Annotated in this window: 13 protein-coding genes; 8 read left to right on the forward strand and 5 right to left on the reverse strand. The window is 71.7% G+C overall.

Annotated elements, in window-relative coordinates:
- Positions 1-697 precede the first annotated feature (697 nt).
- Both ACWD4A_RS32790 and ACWD4A_RS32795 read left to right on the forward strand, forming a co-directional pair.
- Entirely contained in the window at positions 698-2,257 is a 1,560-nt protein-coding gene (locus ACWD4A_RS32790; RefSeq protein WP_451199688.1) for an outer membrane protein assembly factor BamB family protein, read from the forward strand.
- 322 nt (positions 2,258-2,579) lie between these two features.
- Positions 2,580-3,320 (forward strand): response regulator transcription factor, encoded by a 741-nt coding sequence (locus ACWD4A_RS32795; protein ID WP_451199689.1) that lies wholly within the window; start codon positions 2,580-2,582, stop codon positions 3,318-3,320.
- Here ACWD4A_RS32795 and ACWD4A_RS32800 read toward each other — a convergent pair.
- Both ACWD4A_RS32800 and ACWD4A_RS32805 read right to left on the reverse strand, forming a co-directional pair.
- Complete coding sequence (locus tag ACWD4A_RS32800; RefSeq protein WP_451199690.1) at positions 3,277-3,513, reverse strand: hypothetical protein; 237 nt, start codon at positions 3,511-3,513, stop codon at positions 3,277-3,279. The genes ACWD4A_RS32795 and ACWD4A_RS32800 overlap by 44 nt on opposite strands.
- A gap of 39 nt (positions 3,514-3,552) precedes the next feature.
- Positions 3,553-5,217 carry a sodium:solute symporter family protein gene (locus ACWD4A_RS32805; RefSeq protein ID WP_451199691.1) on the reverse strand — a complete coding sequence of 555 codons (1,665 nt, stop codon included), beginning with the start codon at positions 5,215-5,217 and terminating at the stop codon, positions 3,553-3,555.
- Positions 5,218-5,343: 126 nt separating this feature from the next.
- On the opposite strand from ACWD4A_RS32805, the gene galT reads away from it, so the two are divergent.
- From galT to ACWD4A_RS32825, 4 genes are all read left to right on the forward strand, one after another.
- Complete coding sequence (galT, locus tag ACWD4A_RS32810; RefSeq protein ID WP_451199692.1) at positions 5,344-6,387, forward strand: galactose-1-phosphate uridylyltransferase; 1,044 nt, start codon at positions 5,344-5,346, stop codon at positions 6,385-6,387.
- Entirely contained in the window at positions 6,384-7,346 is a 963-nt protein-coding gene (galE, locus tag ACWD4A_RS32815; protein ID WP_451199695.1) for a UDP-glucose 4-epimerase GalE, read from the forward strand. The genes galT and galE overlap by 4 nt, the downstream gene beginning before the upstream one ends.
- Positions 7,343-8,455 (forward strand): galactokinase, encoded by a 1,113-nt coding sequence (galK, locus tag ACWD4A_RS32820; RefSeq protein ID WP_451199697.1) that lies wholly within the window; start codon positions 7,343-7,345, stop codon positions 8,453-8,455. Before galE ends, galK begins: the two co-directional genes overlap by 4 nt.
- A gap of 321 nt (positions 8,456-8,776) precedes the next feature.
- On the forward strand, positions 8,777-9,559 hold the full coding sequence (locus ACWD4A_RS32825) for a LuxR C-terminal-related transcriptional regulator (RefSeq protein WP_451199699.1): 783 nt from the start codon (positions 8,777-8,779) through the stop codon (positions 9,557-9,559).
- Here the strand turns inward: ACWD4A_RS32825 and ACWD4A_RS32830 are convergent.
- The gene (locus ACWD4A_RS32830) at positions 9,518-10,015 is read right to left on the reverse strand and encodes a MarR family winged helix-turn-helix transcriptional regulator (RefSeq protein ID WP_451199700.1); all 498 of its coding nucleotides are present in this window, start codon (positions 10,013-10,015) and stop codon (positions 9,518-9,520) included. The two genes, ACWD4A_RS32825 and ACWD4A_RS32830, sit on opposite strands and share 42 nt — an antisense overlap.
- Positions 10,016-10,088: 73 nt before the next feature.
- Here ACWD4A_RS32830 and ACWD4A_RS32835 point away from each other — a divergent pair, with 73 nt between their 5' ends.
- On the forward strand, positions 10,089-10,883 hold the full coding sequence (locus tag ACWD4A_RS32835) for a trans-aconitate 2-methyltransferase (RefSeq protein WP_451199703.1): 795 nt from the start codon (positions 10,089-10,091) through the stop codon (positions 10,881-10,883).
- A 9-nt stretch (positions 10,884-10,892) separates the two neighbouring features.
- Here ACWD4A_RS32835 and ACWD4A_RS32840 read toward each other — a convergent pair whose 3' ends face one another.
- Both ACWD4A_RS32840 and ACWD4A_RS32845 read right to left on the reverse strand, forming a co-directional pair.
- Entirely contained in the window at positions 10,893-11,588 is a 696-nt protein-coding gene (locus ACWD4A_RS32840) for a TetR family transcriptional regulator (RefSeq protein ID WP_451199704.1), read from the reverse strand.
- Entirely contained in the window at positions 11,585-12,565 is a 981-nt protein-coding gene (locus ACWD4A_RS32845) for an acyl-CoA desaturase (RefSeq protein WP_451199707.1), read from the reverse strand. Before ACWD4A_RS32845 ends, ACWD4A_RS32840 begins: the two co-directional genes overlap by 4 nt.
- Positions 12,566-12,778: 213 nt before the next feature.
- On the opposite strand from ACWD4A_RS32845, the gene ppc reads away from it, so the two are divergent.
- The gene (ppc, locus tag ACWD4A_RS32850; RefSeq protein ID WP_451199709.1) at positions 12,779-15,532 is read left to right on the forward strand and encodes a phosphoenolpyruvate carboxylase; all 2,754 of its coding nucleotides are present in this window, start codon (positions 12,779-12,781) and stop codon (positions 15,530-15,532) included.
- Positions 15,533-15,658 lie beyond the last annotated feature (126 nt).

Consider the following 15,658-nt stretch of genomic DNA (forward strand, 5'->3'; position numbering starts at 1 on the left):
GCCGCCTGCGGCGGGGGCGGCCTGCGGCCGCGTCCTCAAACGCCGGACGGGCTGATTTTGCGGGCGTGGTCCGTAGCCTGCGGGCCGCAAGCCTGTGGGCCGTAGGTCAGAGAGCCACGGTCCGCAAAATCAGCCCGTCCGGCGATTGAGGACACCGCGCGGAGCGCGGTCGGGGGTCTGGGGGCTTGCCCCCAGTTTCGGGAAGGGGCGGGTTAGGGGACAAAGCCCGCCGCAGGCGCAACGGACCCGCAGGCGGAAACGTGCGGTATGGCCGAAAACAGCTGAGGCCAGCGCCAGCGCAACGGTCTCGTTACGGCCGGGCGGCAACCCAGGAACGCCCCGTATCCCCTCTTCATCTGGTGATACAAAAGACGTCCGCTCGCCTGCCGCCCGACTGGCGGGATGCGCGCCCGATTCGCTCCTTCCCGGTGGATTTTCGGCCACCGGGAGCGCGGGGGAGACCGTACGGGACGGCGCACCCGCGTAAAGAGGAAAGCTGATGTCACAGCCGCCCCAGCCGCCCAACCAGCCGCCAGGGGTTCCCCCGGCGCAGCCAGGCGGAGGCTTCGGAGCGCCGAACCCCTCGTACGGCTATCCGCCCCAGCCGCCGTCACAGGGCCAGCCGCCGCAGCCGGGATACGGCTACCCACAGGCCCCGCCGGCCCCGCCGTCATTCCAGAAGCCGCAGACGCCCCAGATGCCTCCGCCGCCGCCGGGCGCCCCGCAGGGCGCATACGGCTACCCCAGCCCGCCCGCCCAGGGCCCTGGCCCCGGCCCCGGGTTCGGCGCGTACCCGCCCGGTCCGGCCGGCCCCGCCGGCGACGGCGGCAGCGGTAGCGGCAAGAAGCGGACGGCAGTCATCGTGTCCGCCGTCGTGGCGCTGGCGCTCGTCATCGGGGGCGGCGCCTGGTACGCGCTGTCCGGTGACGGCAAGGACACCCAGGCGAAGGGCGACGCGAACAACAGCCAGACCAACGGCGGCAAGGGCGGCGGCGGTAACAGCGGGCCGAAGCCCAAGACCGTCGACGGCAAGCTGCTGTTCAGCGTCCCGTCGCCCGATGTGAAGGACATGGTCCAGGCCGCGGGCCTGTGGGCCACCGACCAGGTCGTCGCGAAGACGGACGTCTACAAGGTGACGGGCTACGGCCTGTCCGGCGGCAAGAAGTGGGAGATCCCGCTCGACGGCTACGTCTGCTGGGCCAACCAGAAGGCCACGGACGACGGCAAGGCCGTCATCCTGGTCAGCGACGGCAAGCAGACCGACGAGAAGCCGTACGGCGGCCCCTGCACCCAGGTCGTCGCCCTCGACCTGAACAAGGGCACCAAGCTCTGGCAGAAGTCGGCAAAGACCGGTGACAAGGACATCACGTTCGCGGAGGTCACCATCGGCGGCGGCACGGTCGCCGCGGGCGGCATCGGGGGCGGCGCCGCCTGGTCGCTGGACGACGGCAAGGAGCTGTGGAAGCCCAAGGCCGACGGGGACGACTGCAAGGACGCCGGTTACGGCGGTGGCGGCAAGCTCGTGGCCGTGCGCCGCTGCGGCGACTACAAGCGCCCGCAGATCACCATCCAGACGCTCGACCCCAAGTCGGGCGGGATCACGTCCTCGTTCAAGATGCCCCTCGGGATCGACTACCCGCACGTGGCGTCCACCGACCCGCTGGTCGTGGCCGTCGCCGCGGGCGACTCCACGGGCAACGGCGCCTCGGACTTCATGGTGATCGACGACAGCGCCAAGGAAGGCAAGCTGCGCGCCAAGATCTCCACGGGGAACGGCGCGTACGAGCCGAAGTGCTCGACGACCGAGGTCGAGGGCTGCCGCAAGCTGTCCGTCACCAAGGACACCCTGTACCTGCCGACCCAGCAGCACGCGTCGGGCGACTCCAACCAGCCCGGCCAGGTCAACGAGGTCGTCGCCTTCGACCTGGCCACCGGTCGGACCAAGGGCAAGCTGGACGGCGTGCCCGGCGCCCAGCTGACCCCGCTCGGCGTCGACAAGGACGGCTACGCGATCGCCTACCAGAACGCGACGTACAACCACGGCGGCCAGGTTCTGCGGATCGACCCCAAGACGTACAAGGGCGACGTGCTGCTGAAGAACGCCGACGACTCGGCGAAGCTGGAGAGCGACCTCTCGCCGCAGTTCAAGCTGGGCCTGTGGACCCAGGGCCGGCTCTACCTCGGCTCGGACTACGTCCACAAACCCTCGATGGGTCTCGACCGGGAGAACCTGCTGGCGGCCTTCGGCGGAAGCTGAACCCGAAGAGCGGACGGTGGTTCGTCGGGTTGACGCCCGTACCGGCACCTCCGCGCGGGGTCCGTGTTCCCTCGTGTTGACGCCGTAGTCGTTTCCGATCGGTTGACGCACGATGAAGCACGCCAAAAGTCGTATCCCTGCCCGTCACGTCTCGCTGCCTGAACGATCCGTTTCAGTCTCGAAGTACACGTGATTGGCAGGGATTTCGGCATTCCGGGGGACTTCTCACGGGTAAGGGGCGCGGAACGTCGAACAAGCGTGTAGCTTCCGGGGGCAAGAGGGGTCGACATAGAGACGTACGCGGGCGACAGGGGGCAAGCGCATGGGCGTGCGGCTCATGGTGGTCGACGATCACCGACTGCTGGCGGAAGCGCTCGCTTCGGCACTGAAGCTGCGCGGCCACCGGGTGCTGGCCGCCGCCGCGCCGAGCGCGGGCGCGGCCGATCTGGTGGTCAGCCGCGCGCCGGAGGTGTGCCTGCTGGGCACCGCCGCCCCCGCCGAGCCGGGGGCCTTCGACCCGGTCGTGCGGATCAAGCGGGAGCGTCCACAGGTCGCCGTCGTGGTGCTCGGCCCGGTGCCGAGCCCGCTCGGCATCGCGGCGGCCTTCGCCGCGGGTGCCTCCGGCTATGTCCGGCACAACGAGCGCATCGAGGGCGTCGAGCGGGCCATGATGAAGGCCCGCGCGGGTGAGGCGGCGGTCGATCCGCAGCTCCTCCAGGGTGCCTTCGCCGAGCTCCTCAACCCCGCCGCGCAGCCCGACGACGAGGGCGCCCGGCTGCTCCAACTGCTCACCCCGCGCGAGGTCGAGGTGCTGGTCCGGGTCGCCGAGGGCGAGGACACCCGGCTGATCGCGGCGGGCATGGGAATAGCGCCCAGCACCGCGCGCACGCACGTCCAGCGCGTCCTGATGAAGCTGGGCGTGGGCTCCCGGCTGGAGGCGGCCGCCCTCGCGGCCCGTACGGGTCTCCTCGACCGGGCCACCGGGGGCGGCTCCGCCCTCGACTCCGGGCGGCAGCAGCTCATTTCTCCCCGCTCTCCGGTGGGGCCTGCGGGCGGAGTCTGAACCACACCAGGAAGAAGGCCCCGAGCGCGAGCATGCCCAGGCCCGTCCAGAGGTTGATGTTGATGCCCTGGGCCTTCTCCAGGTCCGCGTCCGAGGCGGTCAGCCCGGCGACGGTCACGATCACGCCGTACACCGCGAACAGGCCGCCGATGACCAGCCGCAGGTCGAACAGCCGGCTTTTGCCAGACGACATGGCGACTCCTCAGAACGAGACGGAACGAGTCAGAACGAGTCAGAACGAGAACGGGACGTAGCAGACGGCGGCGAGCACGACCGCGCCCCAGCCGAGCAACGCGGGCCTGCGGTACCAGGCGTCGTCGCCCCCGGCGGGCACCGGTCCCCGGGGGAGCGTTCCGTGGACGAATCCGGTCAGTGCCGCGGCGGGCCTCGGCTCGGTGGCGTACGAGACCGCGACCATCACCACCGCGCCGACGCCGAACGCCACGATCGCGGACACGAAGTTGGCGCCCTGGTCGGACGGGATCGCGACGACGCCCTGCTGGTAGAGCCAGAAGTAGTTGACCATCGCGGCGACCGTGCCCGCCAGCAGTCCCCAGAAGCCGGCCGCGGCCGTGGCCCGCCGCCAGAACATGCCGAGGATGAACACGCAGAACAGCGGCACGTTGAAGAACGAGAACAGCGTCTGCAGATAGTTCATGATGTTGGAGAACGACGACGCGATGAAGGCCGTGCCCATGCCCGCCAGCACGCCGATCGCCGTGACCCGGCGGCCGGTGGCGAGGTAGTACGCGTCCGGGCGGCCCTTGCGTACGTAGGCGGCCCAGATGTCGTTGGTGAACACGGTGTTGAAGGACGACACGTTGGCCGCCATGCCCGCCATGAAGGCCGCGAGCAGCCCGGTGACGGCGAGCCCCAGCACCCCGTTCGGCAGCAGGTCGCGCATCAGCACCGGTATCGCGTCGTTGTAGCTCAGCCCGCTGCCCGCCCGGCCCAGGGCGGGCTCCATGACCAGCGCGATCATCCCCGGCAGGACCACCACCAGCGGGATCAGCAGCTTGGGGAACGCGGCGATCAGCGGAGTGCGCCGCGCCGCGCCCAGGTCCTTCGCGGACAGCGCCCGCTGCACCTCCGCGAAGTTGGTGGTCCAGTAGCCGAAGCTGAGCACGAAGCCCAACCCCAGGGTGATCGTGAGCCAGTTGGCGCCCAGCGGATTGCCGTGGCCGACGCCCGTACCGCCCCACGCGCTCAGGAAGTCGTCGCCGCGTCCGTGCCTCAGCGACGACGACAGGCCGTGCCAGCCGCCGACCCGCTCCAGGCCCACCACCGTCAGCGGGATCAGCGCGGCCAGGATGACGAAGAACTGCAGCACCTCGTTGTAGATCGCCGACGAGAGGCCGCCCAGGGTGATGTACGCGAGGACGAAGAAGCCCGCCACGACGATCGCCACCCACTGCGGCCACCCCAGCAGCGCCCGCAGCACGATGGCCATCGCGTACAGGTTCACCCCCGCGATCAGCACCGACGACACGGCGAAGATCACCGACGACAGCAGGTGCGAGGCCGGGCCGAAGCGGTGCAGCAGGAACTCCGGTACGGAGCGCACCTTCGAGCCGTAGTAGAAGGGCATCATCACCAGCCCGAGGAAGACCATGGCCGGTATCGCGCCGATCCAGTACCAGTGGACCGTGTAGGCGCCGTACTGTGCCCCGTTGGCGGCCATGCCCAGGATCTCGGTCGCGCCGAGGTTGGCCGCGACGAAGGCCAGCCCGGTGACCCACGCGGGCAGCGAGCGGCCCGACAGGAAGAAGTCCAGGCTGGTGCGGACCGAACGGCGGGCCGCGAAGCCGATGCCCAGGACAACGGCGAAGTAGAGGGCGAGGATCGTGTAGTCGAGCCAGTTGACGGGGAGCCTCAGCCCTTCGGCCAGTTCGCGCATGGATCACCTCATCGCTCGCTGTTGACGGCGCTGTTGGGTCATGCTTCCTTGTGTTGAGTTGTGTGGGAAGGTGTCGGGAGAAGGCGTGGGGAGAAGTTCGGAAGAGCTCGAAAAGGAGGGCTCCGGATGAAACGGACCGCGGCCCGGCTCGCGGACGGGCGCGAGCTCTTCTACTACGACCTCCGCGACGACGCCGTGCGCGACGCCCCCGACCCGCGGCCGCCCGCCGCCGTCGCCACCACCGCGGAGATCCGCCGGGACCCCTTGCTCGGTGACAGTGTCGTCATCGCCTCCCACCGCCAGGGCCGCACCCACCACCCGCCGCCCGACGCCTGCCCGCTCTGCCCCTCGCGGGACGGCAGACCCACCGAGATCCCCGCCCCCGACTACGACGTCGCCGTCTTCGAGAACCGCTTCCCCTCCCTCGCCGGTGACTCCGGCCGCTGCGAGGTCGTCTGCTTCACCCCGGACCACCACGCCTCCTTCGCCGACCTCACGGACGAGCGGGCCGCCCTCGTCCTCGCCGCCTGGACCGACCGCACGGCGGAGCTCTCCCGACTCCCTTCCGTGCGGCAGGTCTTCTGCTTCGAGAACCGCGGCCGGGAGATCGGCGTGACCCTCGGGCACCCGCACGGCCAGATCTACGCCTACCCGTTCACCACCCCGCGCACCGAGCGCGTGCTCGCCTCCGTCGCCGAGCACCACCGGTGGACCGGCGGGCGGAACCTCTTCGACGCCACCGTGGCCGCCGAGCGCGCCGACGGCCGCCGCGTCGTCCTCGACACCGGGCACTGGACGGCCTTCGTGCCGTACGCCGCCCACTGGCCGTACGAGGTGCACCTCCACCCCCGGCGCAGGGTCCCGGACCTGCCCGCGCTGGACGACGCGGCCCGCACAGAGTTCCCACAGGTCTACCTGGAACTCTTGCGGCGCTTCGACCGGATCTTCGACGGGCAGGGGCCCACGCCGTACATCTCCGCCTGGCACCAGGCGCCCGTCCACCACCCCCTCAGGAGTGAATTCGCCCTTCATCTGGAGCTCTTCACCATCCGCCGGGCTCCCGGCAAGCTGAAGTTCCTCGCCGGTTCCGAATCCGGCATGAGTGTGTTCATCAACGACGTGCCGCCCGAGGCCGCGGCCGCGCGACTGCGAGAGGTAGCGAGCACATGAGCACATACCTGGTCACGGGCGGTGCCGGATACATCGGCAGCGTCGTCGCCGCGCACCTGCTGGCCGCCGGGCACGCCGTGACGGTCCTCGACGACCTCTCCACCGGCCACCGCGCGAGCGTCCCGGACGGCGCCCGCTTCATCGAGGGCCGGGTGCAGGACGCCGGGCGGTGGCTCGACAGCTCGTACGAGGCGGTGCTGCACTTCGCCGCGTTCTCGCAGGTCGGGCAGTCGGTCACCGACCCCGCCCCGTACTGGGCGAACAACGTCGGCGGCACCGCCGACCTGCTCGCCGCCATGCGCGACGCGGGCGTCCGCACGCTCGTCTTCTCCTCCACCGCCGCCACCTACGGCGAACCCGCCACGGTCCCCGTCACCGAGGACGCCCCCACCGCCCCCACCAACCCCTACGGTGCCACCAAGCTCGCCGTCGACCACATGATCGGCAGCGAGTGCGCGGCCCACGGCCTGGCCGCCGTCTCCCTGCGCTACTTCAACGTCGCGGGCGCGTACGGGCGTTACGGGGAGCGGCACGCCCCCGAGACCCACCTCGTCCCGCTCGTCCTCCAGGTCGCCCTGGGCGAGCGCGAGGCCGTCGCCGTGTACGGCGACGACTACCCCACCCCCGACGGCACCTGCGTGCGCGACTACATCCACGTCGCCGACCTCGCCGAGGCCCACCTGCTCGCCCTGTCCGCGGCCCGCGACGGCGAGCACCTGATCTGCAACCTCGGCAACGGCAGCGGCTTCTCCGTCCACGAGGTCGTCGAGACCGCCCGCAAGGTCACCGGCCACCCCGTCCCGCAGACCGCCGCCGCGCGGCGCCCCGGCGACCCGGCCGTCCTGGTCGCCTCCGCCGCGCGGGCCGCGGAGACGCTGGGCTGGCGCCCCCGCCGCACCGACCTGGCCGAAATCATCGCCGACGCCTGGGAGTTCGCGCGCCGGAAGGCGGCCGAGTGAGCGCCTTCGAGCGGGCCTTCGGCCGACCGCCCGCGGGCGTCTGGGCGGCGCCCGGCCGGGTCAACCTCATCGGCGAGTACACCGACATCAACGACGGGTTCGTGCTGCCGTTCGCCCTGCCCCACACCGTACGGGCGGCCGCCTCGCCCCGCGACGACGGGCGGCTGCGCCTGCACCGCGGCGACGACCCCGCCACCGGCTGGGCGGAGGAGACCGCGAAGGGCTGGGCGGCCTACCCGACGGGCGTGCTGCGGGCCCTGCGCGAGGCCGGGTACGAGGCCGGGGGCGCGGACCTCCAGATCGACGGCGACGTCCCGCAGGGCGCCGGACTCTCCTCGTCCGCGGCTCTGGAGTGCGCCGTCGCCCTCGCCCTCGACGGGCTGTACGGCCTCGGGCTGTCCCGGCCGGAGATCGCCCGGATCTGCCGGCGGGCGGAGAACGCGTTCGTCGGCGTCCCCTGCGGGATCATGGACCAGACGGCCTCGGCGTGCTGCGTCGAGGGGCACGCCCTGCACCTGGACACCCGCGATCTCACATGGCGGCAGGTGCCGTTGGGGCTGACGGACGCTGGGACGGTCCTGCTGGTCGTGGACACCCGGGTGCGGCACGCGCTGGGCGACGGTGCCTACGCGGCACGGCGGGCGGGGTGCGAGGCGGCGGCGCTCGCGCTGGGCGTGCGCTCCCTGCGGGACGTGCCCCACGCCGGACTCCCCGACGCGCTGGCCGCGCTCCCGGACCCCGCCGCGCGCGGGCTCGTACGGCACGTGGTGACCGAGAACGAACGGGTGCGACGGGTGGTCGCGCTCCTCGACGCCGGGGACGTGCCGGGGGTGGGCGAGGTACTCACCGAGGGCCACGCCTCACTGCGCGACGACTTCGGGGTCTCCTGCCCGGAACTCGACCTGACGGTCGCGGTCGCGAACGCGGCGGGGGCGGCGGGGGCGCGGATGACGGGGGCGGGGTTCGGGGGGTCGGTGGTGGTGCTGGTCGACTCGCGTCGGGCGTCGGTGGTCGAGGGGGCGGTGTACGGGGCGTTCGCGGCGGGCGGCTATCGGGAACCCGGGATTTTCCCGGTGACGGCGTCGGCGGGGGCGCGTCGCGTGGCGTAGGCCGCGGGCGGCGACGGTGATCAGCCAAGAGCGACAACAACGAGTCGTTCCATGTCGTTCACTGCCCCAATACTGAACAGAAAGCTCACCATAAACACGCGGGTCAAGCAGTTTTGCCAATCGGCTTCCGTCGCCGGACCCCCGCCGTACGCTGATGCACAGCGCCGGTGGGGGCCGACGCTGATCAGGGGGCGAGACAGTCAGGTACGACGCCCGGGGGCGGGGTAGTTGTCATGGCACGGCGGCGGCCGTGCGCGCGTGGCGATCCCGGCTCCGGGCGCCGTACCCGCACTGACCGCCGCCCAGGAAAAGGGGGTGGCTGTGGCACGTATTCGGGTACTGGTGGTCGACGACCACCGCATCTTCGCCGAGTCGCTCGCCGCTGCCCTCGCAGCCGAGCAGGACGTGGACGTCTCGGCGGCCGGCAGCGGACCGGCGGCGCTGCGCGCCCTGGAGCGCGCGGCGGGTGAGGGGCGTCGTTTCGACGTCCTGCTGGTCGACGCCGACCTGGGCACGGTGGGCGGAGAGAGTCCGCCGGGGCAGCCGCGCGGCCCCGGCCAGGACGGCGCCGGGCACCACGAGGGCGCCGTCGACGGGATCTCCCTGGTGGCGGGGGTGCGCACCGGTCACCCCGCCGTACGGACGGTGGTGCTCGCCGAGCGCGACGACCCCCGGCGGGCCGCCGCCGCGCTCCAGGCGGGCGCGGGCGGCTGGGTGGCGAAGGACTGCTCGCTGTCCCGGCTGCTGGCCGTCATCCGGGGCGTGCTGAGGGACGAGACGCATCTGCCGCCCGCCCTGCTGACCGGGGTGCTGCGGGAGCTCACCGCGGCCCGCAAGCACCGCACCGAGAGCGAGCGCCTGGTGGAGTCGCTGACCCCGCGCGAGCGCGAGGTGCTGCGCTGCATGGTCGCCGGGCTGGGGCGGAAGGCCGTCGCCGAGCGGCTCTACCTCTCCCCGCACACGGTGCGCACCCATATGCAGAACGTGCTGGGGAAGCTCGGCGTGCACTCCACGCTCGCCGCGGTGGCGCTGGCCCGGCGGGCCGGGGTGGGCCCGGTCGACCTAGCCGGGAACGTTGTCGAACGGGGCGGTCAACTGGCGTAGCAGATCGGCCAGTTCGCGGCGCTGGGAGCCGGACAGCTCGGCGAGGATGGCGCGCTCCTGCGTGAGCAGCCCCGCGAGGGCCTCGTCCGCGCGGTCGCGCCCCTCGGCGGTGAGCCGTACCAGCACACCGCGGCGGTCGTTGGGGTCGGGCAGCCGCTCGACCAGGCCGCGCTTGGCGAGCCGGTCGATGCGGTTGGTCATGGTGCCGGACGTGACCAGGGTCTGGGTCAGCAACTGGCCGGGGGAGAGCTGGTAGGGGTCGCCCGCCCGGCGCAGGGACGTCAGCACGTCGAACTCCCAGGGCTCCAACTGGTGCTCCGCGAACGCCAGTCGCCGGGCCCGGTCGAGATGGCGGGCGAGCCTGCTCACGCGGCTGAGCACCTCGAGCGGTTCCACGTCGAGGTCCGGGCGCTCCCGGCGCCATGCTGCGACAAGCCGATCGACCTCGTCCTCCATGGGGATCAGTGTAGTTGGTCTGTTGACATAAAGTCTCTTGACGTCAAGATACCTTGGGCGGATGCTGGGAGACATGGACAGCGCACCCACCTGGGACCCGCGGCAGTACCTCCGCCACTCGGGTCACCGCACCCGCCCGATCCATGACCTCCTCGCCCGGGTGCCCGAGCCGCCCGGCGGCCCCGCCCGCGTGGTGGACCTCGGCTGCGGGCCCGGCAACATCACCGCCCTCCTCGCCGACCGCTGGCCGGACGCGCGGATCATCGGGCTCGACAGCTCCGCCGAGATGCTCGCGGAAGCGGCGGCGTACGCGAGCGACCGCGTCGACTTCGCCCGCGCCGACCTCGCCGAGTGGACACCGGCCGGGACGTACGACCTGATCTTCTCCAGCGCGACCTTCCAATGGGTGCCGGGCCACGCCAAGCTCTTCCCGGCGTGGGTCGCGGCGCTCGCGCCCGGGGGCGTCCTCGCCTTCACGATCCCCGGCAACTTCACCGCGCCGAGCCACGTCCTGCTCCACTCGCTCTGCGAGAGCCCCCGCTGGCGGGACCGGCTCGGGGGCATCTACCGGGCGGGCCACATCCTGGAACCGGAGGAGTACCTGGCCCGGCTCGCCGGCCTCGGGCTGACGGTGGACGCCTGGGAGACCACCTACGTGCAACTGCTGACAGGACCCGACCCCGTCCTCGACTGGACGAAGGGCACGGCACTCCGCCCGGTCCTGACGGCCCTGGCGGACGATCCGGAGGCGACGGCCGGCCTCCTCGCGGAGTACGGCGCCCTGCTGCGCGACGCGTACCCCGCGGGGGAGCACGGCACGGTCTTCCCGTTCCGGCGGATCTTCGTGGTCGGACGCAAGGGCGAGTGAGCCGCCGGGTCAGCTCTTGCGGTGACCGACCAGGCGGGGCTTCGCCTCCAGGCCGTCCAGGCCGTGCCAGGCCAGATTGACGAGGTGGGCCGCGACCTCCGCCTTCTTCGGCTTGCGGACGTCCAGCCACCACTGGCCCGTCAGGGCGACCATGCCCACCAGGGCCTGGGCGTACAGCGGGGCCAGCTTGGGGTCGAAGCCGCGGGCCTTGAACTCCAGGCCCAGGATGTCCTCGACCTGGGTCGCGATATCGCTGATCAGGGAGGCGAAGGTGCCCGTCGACTGGGCGACGGGCGAGTCGCGGACGAGGATGCGGAAGCCGTCCGTATAGGTCTCGATGTAGTCGAGGAGGGCGAACGCGGCCTGTTCGAGGAGCTCGCGCGGGTGGCCCGCGGTGAGGGCGCCCGTCACCATGTCGAGCAACTGCCGCATCTCGCGGTCGACCACCACCGCGTACAGCCCCTCCTTGCCGCCGAAGTGCTCGTACACCACCGGCTTGGAGACCCCGGCCTTCGCCGCGATCTCCTCCACCGACGTGCCCTCGAAACCCCGCTCGGCGAAGAGCGTGCGACCGATGTCCAGCAGCTGCTCACGGCGCTCCGCGCCGGTCATCCGCACCCGGCGGGTGCGCCGGGACCCCGGAGCCGGGGTCCGGTTCTTGTCACTGCTGGTATTGCTGCTGTCGATCGCCACGCTGTCAATCATGCCGCGTTAACAGCGGCGTCCTTCCGTCGGGAGTTGATGCGGCCGGTGTCCGGCCAGCGCACGTCGTACGCCCAGCCCGCCTTCTCGAACCAGCGGATGATGCGGGCGCTGGAGTCCAGCTGCCCCTTCAACACGCCGTGCCGCGCCGACGTCGGGTCGGCGTGGTGCAGGTTGTGCCAGGACTCGCCGCAGGACAGCACCGCCAGCCACCACACATTGCCCGAGCGGTCACGGGACTTGAACGGCCGCTTGCCCACCGCGTGACAGATGGAGTTGATCGACCACGTCACATGGTGCAGCAGGGCCACCCGCACCAGTGAACCCCAGAAGAACGCCGTCAGCGCCCCCTGCCACGACCACGTGGCCAGCCCGCCGACCAGCGGCGGCAGGAGCAGCGACACCGAGGTCCACAGCACGAACTGCCGGGAGACCCGCCGGATCACCGGATCCTTGATCAGATCCGGGGCGTACTTCTGCTGCGAGGTCTGCTCCTGATCGAACATCCAGCCGATGTGGGCCCACCACAGGCCCTTCAGCAGCGCGGGCACCGTCTCCCCGTACCGCCAGGGGGAATGCGGGTCGCCCTCGGCGTCCGAGAAGCGGTGGTGCTTGCGATGATCCGCCACCCAGCGCACCAGCGGCCCCTCCACCGCCAGCGAGCCCATGATCGCCAGAGCGATCTTCAGCGGCCGCTTCGCCTTGAACGCCCCGTGCGTGAAATGGCGGTGGAAACCGATCGTGATGCCGTGGCAGCCGATGTAGTACATCGCCACCATCAGCCCGAGATCCAGCCAGCTCACCCCCCAGCCCCACGCCAGGGGGACCGCGGCGAGCAGGGCGAGGAACGGGACGGTGATGAACAGCAACAGCGTGATCTGCTCCACCGAGCGCTTGCTGTCGCTGCCCAGCGTGGCGGAGGGGAGCGGGGTTTCCTGGGCCATCGGCGCGTCTTCGATCACGTCGGGGCTTGCAGTCATGAGATCCCTTAAGGGGGCTCGGGGCATGGCTACGGGACCGTAACCTACGGCTACGTAAGTATCGCAGGCCGGGGCCCCGGAGCAAGAGGGCTGTGGACAACCGCGCGTCGGGCGGCGACCTATGCTGGTGGACGTCGGACAGCGCGGTCCGCAAACCCTCCAGACGTGCCAGAAACTCTGCAAGGAGCCGCACCTGTGAGCAGTGCCGACCACATCAGCCTTGCCGCCGAGGAGACCTCGCGGAACGACGCCGAAGCACAGCGCGGCGCCGCCCTGCGCGCCGACATCCGCCGCCTCGGCGACCTCCTCGGCGAGACCCTGGTCCGCCAGGAGGGCGAGGAGCTCCTGGAGCTCGTCGAGCGCGTCCGCGCCCTCACCCGCACCGACGGCGAGACCGCCGCCCGCCTCCTCGGCGAGACCGGCCTGGAGACCGCGGCCAAGCTCGTCCGCGCCTTCTCCACCTACTTCCACCTGGCCAACGTCACCGAGCAGGTGCACCGCGGCCGTGAGCTGCAGGCCAAGCGCGACGCCGAGGGCTCGATACTCGCCCGCACGGCCGACCAGCTCAAGGAGGCCGACCCCGAGCACCTCCGGCAGACCGTCGAGAACCTCGGCGTCCGCCCCGTCTTCACCGCCCACCCCACCGAGGCCGCCCGCCGCAGCGTCCTCAACAAGCTCCGCCGCATCGCCGAGCTGCTCGACACACCCGTCGTGGGCGCGGGGGACAAGCGCCGCACCGACCTGCGCCTCGCCGAGAACATCGACCTGCTCTGGCAGACCGACGAACTCCGCGTCGCCCGCCCGGAGCCCACCGACGAGGCCCGCAACGCCATCTACTACCTGGACGAACTGCACACCAACGCGGTGGGCGACGTCCTGGAGGACCTCGCCGCCGAGCTCGACCGCGTCGGCCTCGCCCTGCCCGCCACCACCCGCCCGCTCACCTTCGGCACCTGGATCGGCGGCGACCGCGACGGCAACCCCAACGTCACCCCCCAGGTCACCTGGGACGTGCTGATCCTCCAGCACGAGCACGGCATCACCGACGCCCTCACCCTCGTCGACAACCTCCGCAGCGCCCTCTCCAACTCCATCCGCAACAGCGGCGCCACCGAGGAACTCCTCGACTCGCTCCGGCGCGACCTCGAACTCCTCCCCGAGATCAGCCCCCGCTACAAGCGCCTCAACGCCGAGGAGCCCTACCGCCTCAAGGCCACCTGCGTCCGGCAGAAGCTCGTCAACACCCGCGAGCGGCTCGCCCAGGGCACCCCCCACCAGGACGGCCGCGACTACCTCGGCACCGGCGAACTGCTCGCCGACCTCCAGCTGATCCAGGACTCCCTGCGGGCCCACCGCGGCCGCCTCATCGCCGACGGCCGCCTGGAGCGCGCCCTCCGCACGCTCGCCGCCTTCGGCCTGCACCTGGCGACCATGGACGTACGGGAACACGCCGACGCCCACCACCACGCCCTCGGGCAGCTCTTCGACCGGCTCGGCGAGGAGTCCTGGCGCTACGCCGACATGCCCCGCGACTACCGCCGCAAGCTCCTCGCCAAGGAACTGCGCTCCCGCCGCCCGCTGGCCCCCATGCCCGCGCCGCTGGACGCCGACGGGCAGAAGACCCTCGGCGTCTTCCACACGGTCAAGCAGGCCCTGGAGTGCTTCGGCCCCGAGGTCGTCGAGTCCTACATCATCTCCATGTGCCAGGGCGCCGACGACGTCTTCGCCGCCGCGGTCCTCGCCCGCGAGGCCGGGCTGGTCGACCTGCACGCCGGCTGGGCGAAGATCGGCATCGTGCCGCTCCTGGAGACCACCGACGAGCTCAAGGAAGCCGACCGGCTCCTCGACGAGATGCTCGCCGACCCCTCCTACCGGCGCCTCGTCGCCCTGCGCGGCGACGTCCAGGAGGTCATGCTCGGCTACTCCGACTCCTCCAAGTTCGGCGGCATCACCACCTCCCAGTGGGAGATCCACCGCGCCCAGCGCCGCCTGCGCGACGTGGCCCACCGCTACGGCGTACGGCTGCGCCTCTTCCACGGCCGCGGCGGCACCGTCGGCCGCGGCGGCGGCCCCACCCACGACGCGATCCTCGCCCAGCCCTGGGGCACCCTGGAGGGCGAGATCAAGGTGACCGAGCAGGGCGAGGTCATCTCCGACAAGTACCTCATCCCGGCGCTCGCCCGGGAGAACCTGGAGCTCACGGTCGCCGCCACGCTCCAGGCGTCCGCTCTCCACACCTCGCCGCGCCAGCCCGAGGAGGCCCTCGCCCGCTGGGACGCCGCGATGGACACCGTGTCCGACGCCGCGCACGCCGCCTACCGGCGGCTGGTCGAGAACCCGGACCTGCCCGCGTACTTCTTCGCGTCGACGCCCGTGGACCAGCTCGCCGAACTGCACCTCGGCTCCCGCCCCTCGCGCCGCCCCGACTCCGGCGCCGGGCTCGACGGCCTCCGCGCCATCCCGTGGGTCTTCGGCTGGACCCAGTCCCGCCAGATCGTCCCCGGCTGGTTCGGCGTCGGCTCCGGCCTCAAGGCCGCGCGCGAGGCCGGGCTCGACACCGTCCTCGACGAGATGCACGAGCGCTGGCACTTCTTCCAGAACTTCCTCTCCAACGTGGAGATGACGCTCGCCAAGACGGACCTGCGCATCGCGCAGCACTATGTGGACACGCTCGTCCCGGACTCGCTGAAGCCCGTCTTCGACGTGATCCGGGCGGAGCACGAGCTGACGGTGGCGGAGGTGCTCCGCATCACGGGCGAGGGCGAACTCCTGGACGGCAGCCCGGTGTTGCGGCAGACGTTCCGCGTCCGGGACGCGTACCTCGACCCGATCTCGTATCTGCAGGTGACGCTGCTGCGGCGACAGCGGCTTGCCGCGGAGCGCGGCGAAGCCGTGGATCCGGTGCTGTCCCGGGCTCTGCTTCTCACCGTGAACGGTGTGGCGGCCGGCCTCCGCAACACCGGCTGAGGCCGCCGGGGGTTCCCGGGGCTCCGCCCCGGCCCCCGGTCCTCAAACGCCGGACGGGCTGGATTTGCGGACCGTGGCTCTTTGGCCTGCGGCCCGCAGGCTTGCGGCCCGCAGGCTGCGGGCTAC

The sequence above is a fragment of the Streptomyces sp. NPDC002537 genome (assembly GCF_053594975.1).

Coding starts and splice junctions, on each gene's coding strand:
- ACWD4A_RS32835 (WP_451199703.1), top strand. CDS start 10,089: ATGGACAGCGCACCCACCTGGGACCCGCGGCAGTACCTCCGCCACTCG.
- ACWD4A_RS32790 (WP_451199688.1), top strand. CDS start 698: ATGCCTCCGCCGCCGCCGGGCGCCCCGCAGGGCGCATACGGCTACCCC.
- ACWD4A_RS32845 (WP_451199707.1), bottom strand. CDS start 12,565: ATGACTGCAAGCCCCGACGTGATCGAAGACGCGCCGATGGCCCAGGAA.
- ACWD4A_RS32795 (WP_451199689.1), top strand. CDS start 2,580: ATGGGCGTGCGGCTCATGGTGGTCGACGATCACCGACTGCTGGCGGAA.
- ACWD4A_RS32805 (WP_451199691.1), bottom strand. CDS start 5,217: ATGCGCGAACTGGCCGAAGGGCTGAGGCTCCCCGTCAACTGGCTCGAC.
- ACWD4A_RS32800 (WP_451199690.1), bottom strand. CDS start 3,513: ATGTCGTCTGGCAAAAGCCGGCTGTTCGACCTGCGGCTGGTCATCGGC.
- ACWD4A_RS32830 (WP_451199700.1), bottom strand. CDS start 10,015: ATGGAGGACGAGGTCGATCGGCTTGTCGCAGCATGGCGCCGGGAGCGC.
- galT (WP_451199692.1), top strand. CDS start 5,344: ATGAAACGGACCGCGGCCCGGCTCGCGGACGGGCGCGAGCTCTTCTAC.
- ACWD4A_RS32840 (WP_451199704.1), bottom strand. CDS start 11,588: ATGATTGACAGCGTGGCGATCGACAGCAGCAATACCAGCAGTGACAAG.
- galE (WP_451199695.1), top strand. CDS start 6,384: ATGAGCACATACCTGGTCACGGGCGGTGCCGGATACATCGGCAGCGTC.